Below are 13,600 nucleotides of genomic sequence, written 5' to 3' on the forward strand. Positions count from 1 at the left end.
TTTATGAACGGTTCATGTTAGACAAAATCGGTAGCAAATCACTCATTTTATCTAGCATAAAGTCCGGCTTGTAAGCCTCTAAATACGCTCTACCTTTCAACGTCCATGAAACCGCAGCTGTTTTCGTCCCCGCATTTTGACCACCGACAATATCATGATGATTATCCCCAACCATCAATGCCTCTTCTGGTTTTGCATCTAATAATTCAAGCGCTTTTTGAAGTGGCTCCGGATGTGGTTTCACATGCTCTACATCATCAATTGTCACGACAACATCAAAAAATTCATCAAGCTTTGACAACTGTAATCCCATCTCAACGGTTTGTCTCGCTTTCGTTGTAACAATACCAACTTTATAACCTTGCTTCTTCAACTCTCGAACTGTTTCATATACAGTTTCATATTCTTCTACTAATTCATCATGATGATCATGGTTAAATTTCCGATAGCTAGTAATCATCTCTTCAACCTTACTTTCATCAATCTTGCTGAAAGTATCATGCAAAGATGGACCGATAAATGGCAACACATCTTCACGCTTATATTGATTTGGATAATATGTATTTAAAGTATGTAAAAACGAAGAAATAATAAGTTCATTTGTATTAATTAAAGTTCCATCTAAATCAAATAACACGGTATTTATTCTCATCGCCTTAGTCCTTTCGCCTTCCTGAATATGAAAGAAGCAGCATCTTATAATAAGATGCTACTTGTCTCTAATTTTCTAAATATCTTTTATCAGCTTGCCCCATTTTTCGTCTCACAATAATGAAAATAATAGAAATAACAACAAGTCCAATTGACATTACTTGTGCAATACGAAGTGGTCCTAGCATTAAACTATCTGTACGTAAGCCTTCTACGAAGAAGCGTCCTACTGAATACCAAATTAAATATGTGAAGAATAACTCCCCGCGACGTAAATTCACTTTTCTTAATGCAAGTAGTAAAATTACGCCTGCAAAATTCCATAATGATTCATATAAAAACGTCGGATGATAGTACACACCCTCAATATACATTTGATTAATAATGAAATCCGGTAAATGAAGACCTTCTAAAAACTGTCTCGTTACTTCATCACCATGCGCCTCTTGGTTCATAAAGTTTCCCCATCGGCCAATTGCTTGTCCTAGTAAAATACTTGGTGCAGCAATATCAGCCAGCTTCCAGAAGGAAACCCCGCGTCGTTTCGCAAAAAGAACACCTGTAATAACAGCCCCGATTAAACCACCGTGAATCGCCAAACCACCTTGACGAATATTAATAATTTGACTCGGATTTTGTGCGTAATATTCCCATTCAAAAATAACATAGTACATTCTCGCAAAAAGAATAGCGATCGGTACTGCAATTAATACAAGGTCAACAAATGTATCTTTTGGAATACCTAGCCTTTCTCCCTCGCGAGTTGCCAGCCAAAGACCTAATAGTACACCTGTACCGATAATAATCCCGTACCAATACACAGGAAACGGCCCAAGTTGGATAGCTACACGGTCAAGCTGTGGTACAGAAGCTAACAGCATATGTATATGACCTCCCTCTCCAAAGTTTACTCCTGATTTCCTAACTCAATTGCACTCATTAATCGTTCAGAGAACTGCTGTGCTGCATTGACTCCCATACGTTTCAAACGGAAGTTCATCGCTGCTACTTCAATAATAACAGCCAAGTTTCGACCAGGACGAACTGGAAGTGTAATCTTCGTAAGTTCTGTATCAATAATTTTCATCTTCTCTTCATCAAGACCTAAGCGATCGTAATTTTTCTTTTGATCCCAAATTTCAAGATTAATAACAAGTGTAATACGCTTATAATTTCGTACTGCCCCTGCACCGAATAACGTCATAACGTTAATAATACCTAGACCACGAATTTCTAATAAATGCTCGATTAAATCTGGTGAACTTCCGACTAACATGTCTTCATCTTCTTGACGAATTTCCACACTATCATCCGCAACAAGACGGTGACCACGCTTTACAAGCTCAAGAGCTGTCTCACTTTTACCAACACCACTTTGACCTGTAATTAAAACACCAACGCCGTAAATATCTACTAACACACCATGCACAGCTGTTGTTGGTGCTAACTTACCTTCTAAATAGTTTGTTAAACGACTTGATAATCTCGTTGTCGTTTGAGAAGAACGTAATAAAGGCATACCTGATTCACGTGATGCTTGTAATAACTCATCTGGTACATCTTGATTACGAGTTACAATAATACATGGCGTCTCCTCAGTACAAAGCGCTTTCATTCTCTCTTGTTTTTGCTCTGACGTTAACGTGTCAAAGAAAGTAAGCTCCGTTTTACCAAGAAGCTGCACACGATCTGCTGGATAGTATGTAAAAAATCCTGCCATTTCAATTCCAGGTCGTGATAAATCACTTGTATCAATCGGACGATGAATGCCTTCTTCACCACTGATTAACTCCAATTGAAATTGTTCAATTAAATCTTTTGTTCTTACTTTCGGCATATGTATAAACCTCCACTCCGCTGCGGGTTCAGTCTCGTTTGATGTAAAATTCCATTCTATCGGATATTGTACCATTTTTTTCTGAAAACAAGAAATACGGTTTCTAATAAATAGAAAAAAACATTTCATACGAATAATGAAATGTTTTTCTTTTTGTCACTTTCTCTTTTTTTCATATAGAGGCTCAACAATTGCCTTTTCAATTATCATATTAAAAATTGAAATACAAATTGCCGCAACAATCGCTACACCAAATCCTGATATATTAAAAGCATCTCCTAATAATGAATCTGCTATTTTTAACGTAATCGCATTAATAACAATTAAGAAGAAGCCGAAAGTTACAACAGTAATTGGTAGCGTAATTAAAATTAAAAATGGCTTTACGAACACATTTAAAACCGCCAATATAATACTCGCAATAATTGCAGTTTGTATATTTGCTACGTAAAATGCATCTGGTGCAATCCCTTTTAAAAGTCCCGATACAGCGATTAACACAACGCTATTTACAAGAAGTGATACAATCCATCTCATTTCGTTACACATCCTTTTAAACATATATATTTCATCATACGCTAATAGATAAGAAACGCAAGTATGATACGAACACTTATATCAACTTATTCTATCTTTCATGCTTGTATACCTACTAACATTTCTTAGTAAAATAAGGGCCGCACCATCTATGTTCATGAGTTTTTACAAAAGTCCAAGTGAACTCCTTATCTACAATATAGATATCACCCTTATACATATCGTCCCTCTCACACAATATATCATCCATATGTAACAAACTCGCATCCTTTATTAACAGTACCTCATCACAGTGTTGGTAGAAAATGTAGCAATCCTTTTTCACTTCATTATGAAACGCGTTCTTTGCTTCTTTACCCTCTAAACGCTTCTTTTTCTCATAACTAAATATGTGCCAAAGATACCCACATCCATACTTATCTCCATAAAGAAAAATGTCTTCTTTTTCTTCATCACTTAAATGATTTGCAAAGTGATCCTCCCAGCGCTTTCGAAAATATACACCCCAATTTTGAAACTCTCTTACCTTCATATTTTTCTTCCTTAACACCTCTAAAAACTTCATCTTCTCCCCCTATACAATAAAAACCGAGCGTCATTTCCACCCGGTTTTCATCAATAAACTTATTGCGATAATTCTACTTCTTTTATTTTCTCTTTCATTCTTGCTTTATCACGATTTAAAATCTCTTTTAAATATTTACCTGTGTACGAGCGCTCTTCTTTCACTACTTGCTCTGGCGTTCCGGAAGCAACGATTTGTCCACCTTTATCTCCACCCTCTGGTCCAAGGTCAACGATATAATCAGCCGTTTTAATTACATCTAAATTATGTTCAATTACAAGTACCGTCTCACCGCTCTCAACAAGACGTTGCAACACTTCTAGAAGACGTGCAATATCATGCGCATGCAAACCAGTCGTTGGTTCATCTAAAATGTATAACGTACGTCCTGTAGAACGACGGTGTAATTCAGAAGCTAATTTCACACGCTGTGCTTCCCCACCAGATAATGTTGTTGCTGGTTGACCTAATTTCATATAACCAAGCCCAACGTCTACAAGCGTTTGAAGTTTACGCTTAATTTTTGGGATATTAGCGAAGAACTCTACTCCATCTTCAATTGTCATCCCTAACACTTCAGAAATATTCTTATCTTTATATTTCACTTCTAACGTTTCACGGTTGTAACGTTTACCATGACAAACTTCACACGGAACATACACATCTGGTAGGAAATGCATTTCGATTTTAATAATTCCATCACCACGGCACGCTTCACAACGGCCACCTTTTACGTTAAAGCTGAAACGTCCTTTTTGATATCCGCGCACTTTCGCTTCATTCGTTTGTGCAAACACATCACGAATATCATCGAATACACCTGTATACGTCGCTGGATTAGAACGTGGTGTACGACCGATTGGTGATTGATCAATATCAATTACTTTATCTAAATGTTCAAGACCTTTAATCTCTTTATGAGTACCTGGCTTCGCTTTCGCTTTATATAACTTTTGAGCTAGCGATTTATATAGTACTTCATTAATCATCGTACTTTTACCAGAACCAGATACCCCTGTTACCGCTACAAACGTACCAAGCGGGAATGACATTTTCGCATTCTTTAAGTTATTCTCTTTTGCGCCGACAATCTCTACTTTACGTCCATCACCTTTACGTCTTTCAAGTGGAACTGGAATAAACTCTTTACCGCTTAAATACTTCCCTGTTAATGAATTATCATCTTGCATCACTTCAGCCGGCGTCCCTGCTGAAACGACCTGTCCACCGTGAATACCTGCACCAGGCCCTATATCAAGTAAATAGTCAGCAGCCATCATCGTATCTTCATCATGTTCAACAACAATTAACGTATTACCTAAATCGCGCATTTCTTGCAATGTACGAATAAGACGATCGTTATCACGCTGGTGTAAACCAATTGAAGGTTCATCAAGAATATAAAGTACGCCAGTTAGACGAGAACCAATTTGCGTCGCTAAACGAATACGCTGCGCCTCACCACCTGATAAAGTTCCTGCGGCACGACTTAACGTTAAATAATCTAAACCAACGTTCACTAAGAACCCAACGCGCTCCTGAATTTCTCTTAAAATTAAATGAGCTATTTTTTGTTGCTTCTCCGTTAGCTCTACATTCGAGAAGAATTCTTGTACTTCTTGAACTGAATACTTCGTTACGTCAGCAATCGTTTTATTGCCAACAAATACAGCTAAGCTCTCAGGCTTTAAGCGTCCACCTTTACACTTCGGACAAGCTTGTTCTGCCATATACTTTTCCATTTGCTCACGAATGTAATCGGAGCTCGTTTCACGATAACGACGTTCAATGTTTGGAATAACACCTTCAAATAAAATCTCATTTTCCTTTACTTGACCAAATTCATTTACATAGCGGAAATAAACCTTCTCTTCCCCGCTTCCGTACAACACTTTATCAAATAAATCTTTCGGTATATTTTTCACAGGCACATCCATATCAACGCCGTAGTGATTACATACAGATTGTAAAAGTTGCGGGTAATATTGTGAACTTGTCGGTTCCCAAGGTGCAATTGCATGTTCATTTAATGATAAATCCCAGTTCGGGATAACAAGCTCTAAATCTACCTCTAGCTTTGAACCAAGTCCATCACAAGAAGGACATGCTCCGAACGGACTGTTGAATGAGAACATACGCGGCTCTAATTCTCCGATTGAAAAACCACAATGCGGACAAGCATGATGTTCACTAAATAGAAGTTCCTCTTCTCCCATTACATCAATTAACACTCGGCCTCCGCCAAGCTTTAATGCACTTTCAAGTGAATCAGCAAGACGGCTTGCGATTCCTTCTTTTACAACAATACGGTCAATTACAACTTCAATGGAATGCTTCTTATTTTTATCTAACGTAATATCTTCAGATACATCAAGCATTTCACCATCAACACGTACACGAACATATCCTTGCTTCTTAATATCTTCAAGTACTTTCACATGTGCACCTTTACGCCCAGACACGATAGGAGCTAACACTTGTAATTTCGTACGTTCAGGATATTCAAGAACACGGTCTACCATCTGCTCTACTGTTTGTGATGTAATTTCAATCCCATGATTTGGACAAATTGGCGTACCAATTCGCGCAAATAATAAACGTAAATAATCATAAATCTCCGTTACCGTTCCGACAGTTGAACGTGGATTACGACTCGTCGTTTTTTGATCGATTGAAATCGCTGGTGACAATCCTTCAATCGTGTCAACATCCGGCTTATCCATTTGTCCTAAAAACTGGCGCGCATACGCAGATAATGATTCTACGTATCTGCGCTGCCCTTCTGCATAAATCGTATCAAATGCTAATGATGATTTCCCCGAACCAGACAATCCCGTTACAACGACAAGCTGATTTCTCGGAATGGTTACATCAATATTTTTTAAGTTATGTGCTCTAGCACCTTTTACAACGATAAAATCCTTGCTCTTACTCACTTTTTTCACCCTTCCGCTTTTAATTCTAATAGTAAATCTCTTAGTTCAGCTGCACGCTCGAAGTCTAACGCTTTTGCTGCTTCTTTCATCTCTGCTTCCATCTTCGCAATTGTCTTTTCGCGCTCTTTTTTCGTCATTTTCTTAGAAGGAGTTGCTTCGTATGTTTCTGCCTCTTCAGCAGCTGTCGTTGCACGGATAACATCACGAACGCCTTTTTGAATCGTTTTCGGCGTAATACCATGCTCTTCATTGTAAGCTTCTTGTATACTACGACGACGCTTCGTTTCTTCAATCGCAATTCCCATAGATTTCGTTATACGATCTGCATACATAATAACGCGGCCGTTTTCATTACGCGCGGCACGACCAATTGTTTGAATTAATGAACGTTCTGAACGCAAAAATCCTTCCTTATCAGCATCTAAAATAGCGACAAGTGATACTTCCGGAATATCTAATCCTTCTCGCAATAAGTTAATGCCGACAAGTACATCAAATTTACCGAGGCGAAGATCACGGATAATTTCAATACGTTCTAACGTTTTAATTTCAGAGTGAAGATAGTTAACTTTAATTCCTACATCTTTTAAGTAATCCGTTAAATCCTCTGACATTTTCTTCGTTAAAGTCGTAATTAATACACGTTCATTTTTTGCAATACGATCTTGAATCTCTCCTAATAAATCGTCAATTTGCCCTTCAATTGGTCGTATATCAATTGGTGGATCTAAAAGCCCTGTTGGACGAATAATTTGTTCTATTACTTCTGGTGACTGCTCTAACTCGTACGGTCCTGGCGTTGCTGAAACGTAAATAACTTGATTCGTTTTCTCCTCAAACTCATCAAACATGAGCGGTCTATTATCTAAAGCTGATGGCAGACGGAATCCATGATCCACAAGCACTTGTTTACGTGCTTGGTCACCGTTATACATCGCTCTTACTTGTGGTACTGATACGTGCGACTCATCCATAACGATTAAGAAATCTTTCGGAAAATAGTCTAATAACGTATACGGCGTTGCCCCCGCTGGACGAAGTGTTAAATGACGGGAGTAGTTTTCAATACCTGAACAAAAGCCCATCTCGCGCATCATTTCTAAATCATAACGTGTACGTTGCTCTATACGCTGCGCTTCTAACAACTTACCGTTATCATTTAACTCCTTTAAACGTTCTTCTAATTCTTTTTCGATATTTTCAATAGCGACCTTCATTTTCTCTTCACGTGTAACGAAGTGAGATGCTGGGAAGATTGCTACATGATCACGTTCTGCTAATACTTCACCTGTTAACGCATTTACTTCACGAATACGATCGATTTCATCACCGAAAAACTCAATTCGAATACAATGCTCATCAAGTGATGCTGGGAAGATTTCAACTACATCTCCGCGTACACGGAATGTACCACGCTTGAAATCAATATCATTACGTCCATACTGTACATCAACAAGTTCACGAAGCAATTGATTACGGTCTTTTTCCATACCAACTCGAAGCGAAACAACTAGCTCGCGGTATTCTTCTGGAGAACCTAAGCCATATATACACGAAACACTCGCAACGATAATTACATCGTCCCGTTCAAATAATGCAGACGTTGCCGAGTGACGCAATTTATCAATTTCATCATTAATCTGCGCATCTTTTTCAATAAACGTATCTGTTTGTGGTACATACGCTTCTGGCTGATAATAATCGTAGTAACTAACAAAATATTCAACTGCATTATTCGGGAAAAAGTCTTTCAACTCACTATATAACTGCCCTGCTAACGTTTTATTATGAGCCATAACAAGTGTTGGCTTTTGCACTTCTTTAATGACATTTGAAATCGTAAATGTCTTACCCGTTCCTGTCGCTCCAAGCAACACTTGCTTTTTCTTTCCACTATTAATTCCCTCTACAAGCTTCTCTATAGCTACCGGCTGATCACCTTGCGGGGAATACGCTGAGACAATTTCAAATTGACGTTCCAAGAAAATCCGACCTCCTCATAAAAATCTGTATTATTATTTTACCACGAATACCTATAAAAAACCTAAAAAAACGAACAGATATTCGGTAAAGTTTTCGACAATATACACATAGAAAAAGGAAGGAGTAAATACTTCCTTCCTCTACTAATTCTATTTTTTAGGTACATATACTAAGTCATATCCATTGCGCCCAGCTTCATTCATACAATCTATTAACCGATAAGTACTTCCTGATTCGCGCTGCTCTTTAACAATACCTTTACAACTATCTTTATGTAACCCTTTATCCTTCCCAGCAAATTTGTCTTTTCTATTATCTGACACATAAAATATATCGTTCCCACTATACTCTAACGTTTGAAAAATCGGGTCCCCTTCAAGGGTATACTGTACAATTCTTATTTTATCAACTTCCCTTTGCTCGACATTCAAAACGAACTTTTCAAATTTATCTAGATTGAGAATTCCTGCTCCCTTTACAATGACATCATTCTTCTTATCAATTGTAGTGCTAGATGGTGAACATGCTACTAAACTAAAGAGAAATAGACTTATAAAACTGGTTCTTTTTCCTATTGTCATCCTCTCCTATAAAAATTATTTGTATACCAGAAAAGCTACTTTCAATTATGAAAGTAGCTTTTCTTTTCCTTTCTCCTTCTTCGGAAAAATCACATATGAAAATGAAATCGCTGTATCAACTAAAAATATAATCGCCCACACTTGACTCACGCGACTTGCAGCTTTATTTAAAACGATTCCCGATTCTAACCAATTACCCCATTGTTCAAATGGAATAAATCCATACGCGAAGAAAAAAAATATGTGCACACCAACGAATAAAACAAGATGTAATACCCAATTTTTTATTTCCTGCTTTGCATAGGCCATACCTGTTAATTCTACCTGTTCTTCAATAATAGGCGCCGGTTCATTACGCCATTTCGCAACTGATTTTTGTACAAATATATCAAGCTTCTTTAAATCCTTTTTCCCGTAGAAAACTGCATATAATAAAATGATTACAGTAATAATCTGAAAGTTAGAGAACTTTCCTGTTTGATAATAGTCCACTACCCCTAAAGTTAAAATAAATACTTCATTTACGAGGAGTACAATCCCCATAATAAAACTCGCCCTTTTCAAACGGAATCCGTAGCGAAGTAAAAAGAAACCGATAGCTGATAACCAAAATACAATTTCTGCCCCAATTAAAAAATACCAACGATATTCTGCGAGTATACTCATTTATCCTTCTCCCTTTCATCATAAATACGAAAAGCCTCATCCATATATGCTAAAAGTTCTTCTTCAATTGGATACATGCTCATTTTCTGTGAATCTTCCTTCGATTTTCTAACTTCCCATAACTTATCTAAAAACGCTTCGTCACCATTAGCCATTTCTAAACATTTCTGCATTAATTTCTTCGTTGCCTCTTGTACTTCATCACTTGCGACTTCTTTACCGTCTTTCATAAAAGTACGTAATTGCTTTAATAAATCTACCCATTCTAAAACATTCGGATCTTCCTCACTCATATTTGGCAAATTCTGAAGCAATTTTTGTTCTTCCTTTGAAAATACTTCATTTTGAAATATTTCACGTATACGAGGGGACTGTTTTGAAAGCTGAATAAGTTCAAACATAACTTTCCAATCAAGTTCTCCCTCTACATCTACCGAATAAACAACTGCTTGTAAAACACGCTCCATTCGATTAAATTTCTTTTGTTCTTCCTGTACAAACCGAAGTTGTTTTTCAAGCGAATTTTTTAAATCCAGCTCACCTTTTACTAACATATTCGCAGCTTCTTTTAATGAAAATCCCATTTCTTTCAAAAATAAAATTTGTTGCAAACGAATAACGTCATTTTCACTATATAACCGATGTCCACCCTCTGTTTTTCCGCTCGGCTTTAATAAATCTATTTGATCATAATAACGTAGTGTACGTACTGTAACCCCTGTTTCTTTCGTCAATTCTTGTATTGAAATCACTACCATCACCTCTTCCCTCTCATTATAAAAGATGACGTTACGTAACTTTCAAGCGTTTTGTAAAAAAAATACAAAAAGCTGTTTATACAAAGTGTATAAACAGCTTTTATGGAAATAACCCCTTTTGTATGGCGCGCCCACAAAATAAAATAAGTGCTCCAACGACAACACTCGTTGCCGTTTTATGATAATGGGCTAATAATAATAAATAATACGATAAACCTACAGTACCAATCATAATACAAATGCTCGGCACTGGATTACGAGAAAAGTTTTGCATTCCCCAAAGAAGCGAAAATATAGCTGTAGCGACACATAACACCGGTAATCCCATCCCAGTTCCCCTTTTTCTATCTATTATTCCTTGTTGCTAACACGCTCGTTGATGCGATACTAATTAATAAATCAAAACCAATCCTTATATATTTAAACGTTTACTCTAATTGAAATCTCTCAAGCTTATCATTTATTTTCTTTCTCCTTACTCCAGCGTAAATATTTCCTCCACCTTCACTCCAAAATACTTGGCGATTTTTAAAGATAACTCTAGACTCGGATTGTAATGATGGTTTTCAATCGCCACTATCGTCTGCCGCGTCACTTGCATCGCCTTTGCCATTTCAACTTGCGTTATATGATTTTGCTTTCTTAACTCTTTTATTTTATTTTTCACACCCATAGGCTCCACCTTCAAAAGTAAAGATATCTTTACTTAAATTATAAATATTTTCCAGTTATAAGTAAAGATACCTTTACAAATTTTAGAAAAACGTTTCACTGAACACCTACTCTAATAAAGTACAAGAGTAATTCAATTTATATCAGCGCAACTTAAATTATATCGGCGATTTCCCAAATATATCAGCGCAACTCCATTTATATCGGCGATTTTTTAAATATATCGACTTACCGACAAATATCGACATCCGTAGCGCTACTATAATCATAAGAAAAAGCTGTCCCCAAATACCTTCGGGAACAGCTTTCTCCTCTACTACATAAATCCTAGCGCATATACAAGAACGTATCCAAGAACCGATAAGCAAACCGAGCCAATCAGCCCCGCCACGAACGCTTTGCTTCCTAACTTACGGAACGTTTTAAACTCTACATTTAAACCAAGTCCTGCCATCGCCATTGCGATTAGCATATAAGCAATGACAACAATGTATCCCGCAACTACTTCTGGAATAATCCCGAGCGAATGCACTGCACTCATCGCTAAAAATCCGAAAATGAACCATGGAATTGGAAGGTCGCGCCACGATCTTTTTTCCTTGCTTCCTTCACTCTTTCCAAACCATAATCCAATTAAAATTGCTACTGGTACGAGCATTGCAACGCGCGTTAGCTTCACGATAACTGCGATGTCTATAGCCGTACTTCCTCCTGGCGCCGCGGCTGCGATAACATGAGCAATTTCATGCAGCGTGGCCCCTGAGAATACACCGTAACCATATGGAGATAGGCCAAGCACTGGATATAACAACGTATAAATAAGCGTAAATATCGTACCTAAAATAGCAATAATTGCAGCCCCAACTGCCGTTTCATCATCTTTTGCTTTCACTTGCGGCGCAATTGCCACGACCGCTGCCGCCCCGCAAATTGCTGTACCACATGCGGTTAAAATCCCAAGTTTCTTTTCTACCTTAAATACTTTCGTTAGTCCATATACAACGAAAATCGTAAATGTAATAACAACCGCTGCGATGACCAATACTTTCGGCCCTGCCTTCGCAATATCAACAAGATTTAATCGCATTCCAAGTAAGATGATTCCAAAGCGCAGCAAATTCTTACTCGCAAAGTTCGTCCCTGCAATCGCATCTTGAGGGACTCCAATTGCAGCGCGCCAAACCATCCCAATTAGAATAGCAATTACTAATTGTCCCATAATATTTAAAAATGGAAGCTCTGCTAAATATTTCGCGGCAATTGCGATTAATAATGTAATCCCAATTCCTTGCGAAAATCCAAAACGCTTCTTCTTTTGTATAACAAGTGTTTGTTCCATTTTGAACCACTCCAATAATCGTATTGGAACATGCATGTTCTTTCTACTTACATTATAAGAGAGTTTCTATAATAAGTTTAATACCAATACCAAATCTCTATCATTAGAAATACTTATGATAAGATAATAGAAAAAGAAAGGAGCCCATTATATGAACGTAGACATTTTAAAAATTTTTGTTACTGTCGTTGAACAGAAACACTTCTCCCGTGCAGCAGAATTATTAAACCTTTCACAGCCTGGAGTAAGTATGCATATACGCAACTTAGAAAACGAATTTGGCACTACACTTATTCAACGCTCCCCGAAGCACGTCCAAGTTACTGAAGCTGGAAACATATTATATATACATGCAAAGCAAATGCTCTCTCTTTACGAAGATGCTAAACAAGAAATTAATGAACTACATAACGTTGTAACAGGAACACTTCGCATTGGTGCTAGTTTTACAATTGGCGAATACTTACTTCCAAAAATACTGGCTAACTATGCGAATGAAAATCCACACGTCGAAGTTCATACTTTCATCTCAAATACAGAAGACGTTTTGCAAAGCCTTCGCTCTAATCAAATTGATATCGGCCTAGTGGAAGGACAAGTCGTATACGCCGACGTAGATGTTGAAACATTTATGCAAGATGAAATGAAGCTCGTCGTCCCGCCAAATCATCCATTACTCCGCACAAATGAAATAAATGAAAGTACACTCCAAGATCAAGTATGGGTATTAAGAGAAAGTGGTTCTGGTACACGCGCTTATAGTGACCGCTTTATTCATCAACACCATTTAAAAATGAAACGATTCTTTACATTCAGTAGTATCCAAAGCGTAAAGGAAGCTGTTAGTGCCGGGCTTGGCATCGCTATCCTTTCTGATTGGACTGTACGGAAAGAGCTATTAGCAAAAGAACTATTCCACGTCGAAGTTCCAAATGAACAACTAATCCGTCCGTTCTCCATCGTGCGCGGTAAATATTTCATTCCATCTAAAGCCATTCAAGTGTTCTTAAATCATGTAGATTCTTTTGCGAAAAAACAGAGTTGACCTTCACATTAGTGTGAAGGTTTACAATAC

14 protein-coding genes are annotated in these 13,600 nt (G+C 37.5%); 1 reads left to right on the forward strand and 13 read right to left on the reverse strand.

What is annotated here, in order from left to right; all coding sequences use genetic code 11:
* Position 1: 1 nt before the first annotated feature.
* From ppaX to ACXKY9_RS25785, 13 genes are all read right to left on the reverse strand, one after another.
* On the reverse strand, positions 2-652 hold the full coding sequence (ppaX, locus tag ACXKY9_RS25725) for a pyrophosphatase PpaX (RefSeq protein ID WP_002097946.1): 651 nt from the start codon (positions 650-652) through the stop codon (positions 2-4).
* Between the two features lie 67 nt (positions 653-719).
* Entirely contained in the window at positions 720-1,532 is an 813-nt protein-coding gene (gene lgt, locus ACXKY9_RS25730; protein WP_000922850.1) for a prolipoprotein diacylglyceryl transferase, read from the reverse strand.
* Between the two features lie 26 nt (positions 1,533-1,558).
* A complete protein-coding gene (gene hprK / locus ACXKY9_RS25735) occupies positions 1,559-2,488 on the reverse strand; it encodes an HPr(Ser) kinase/phosphatase (protein WP_001127250.1) in 930 nt (309 codons plus the stop codon).
* A 156-nt stretch (positions 2,489-2,644) separates the two neighbouring features.
* Positions 2,645-3,025 carry a phage holin family protein gene (locus ACXKY9_RS25740; RefSeq protein ID WP_001267308.1) on the reverse strand — a complete coding sequence of 127 codons (381 nt, stop codon included), beginning with the start codon at positions 3,023-3,025 and terminating at the stop codon, positions 2,645-2,647.
* A 115-nt stretch (positions 3,026-3,140) separates the two neighbouring features.
* On the reverse strand, positions 3,141-3,590 hold the full coding sequence (locus ACXKY9_RS25745; RefSeq protein WP_000670204.1) for a DUF4275 family protein: 450 nt from the start codon (positions 3,588-3,590) through the stop codon (positions 3,141-3,143).
* 59 nt (positions 3,591-3,649) lie between these two features.
* The gene (uvrA, locus tag ACXKY9_RS25750) at positions 3,650-6,526 is read right to left on the reverse strand and encodes an excinuclease ABC subunit UvrA (protein WP_000045583.1); all 2,877 of its coding nucleotides are present in this window, start codon (positions 6,524-6,526) and stop codon (positions 3,650-3,652) included.
* A 5-nt stretch (positions 6,527-6,531) separates the two neighbouring features.
* Positions 6,532-8,508, reverse strand: coding sequence for an excinuclease ABC subunit B (uvrB, locus tag ACXKY9_RS25755; protein ID WP_000441052.1), 1,977 nt, complete (start codon positions 8,506-8,508; stop codon positions 6,532-6,534).
* A 150-nt stretch (positions 8,509-8,658) separates the two neighbouring features.
* Positions 8,659-9,090, reverse strand: coding sequence for a DUF4362 domain-containing protein (locus ACXKY9_RS25760; protein WP_000152002.1), 432 nt, complete (start codon positions 9,088-9,090; stop codon positions 8,659-8,661).
* Positions 9,091-9,135: 45 nt separating this feature from the next.
* Positions 9,136-9,756, reverse strand: a complete 621-nt coding sequence (locus tag ACXKY9_RS25765) for a hypothetical protein (RefSeq protein ID WP_000025225.1) — start codon at positions 9,754-9,756, stop codon at positions 9,136-9,138.
* Complete coding sequence (locus tag ACXKY9_RS25770) at positions 9,753-10,514, reverse strand: MerR family transcriptional regulator (protein ID WP_000260337.1); 762 nt, start codon at positions 10,512-10,514, stop codon at positions 9,753-9,755. The genes ACXKY9_RS25765 and ACXKY9_RS25770 overlap by 4 nt, the downstream gene beginning before the upstream one ends.
* A gap of 100 nt (positions 10,515-10,614) precedes the next feature.
* Entirely contained in the window at positions 10,615-10,842 is a 228-nt protein-coding gene (locus ACXKY9_RS25775) for a hypothetical protein (RefSeq protein ID WP_000524139.1), read from the reverse strand.
* Positions 10,843-10,989: 147 nt separating this feature from the next.
* Complete coding sequence (locus ACXKY9_RS25780; protein ID WP_000538364.1) at positions 10,990-11,187, reverse strand: helix-turn-helix transcriptional regulator; 198 nt, start codon at positions 11,185-11,187, stop codon at positions 10,990-10,992.
* Positions 11,188-11,502: 315 nt separating this feature from the next.
* Positions 11,503-12,525, reverse strand: coding sequence for a YeiH family protein (locus tag ACXKY9_RS25785; RefSeq protein WP_000438441.1), 1,023 nt, complete (start codon positions 12,523-12,525; stop codon positions 11,503-11,505).
* A gap of 151 nt (positions 12,526-12,676) precedes the next feature.
* Here ACXKY9_RS25785 and ACXKY9_RS25790 point away from each other — a divergent pair, with 151 nt between their 5' ends.
* Positions 12,677-13,570, forward strand: coding sequence for a LysR family transcriptional regulator (locus tag ACXKY9_RS25790; protein WP_001099987.1), 894 nt, complete (start codon positions 12,677-12,679; stop codon positions 13,568-13,570).
* The last annotated feature ends 30 nt before the right edge of the window (positions 13,571-13,600 follow it).

This window comes from Bacillus sp. 2175, from assembly GCF_057812155.1.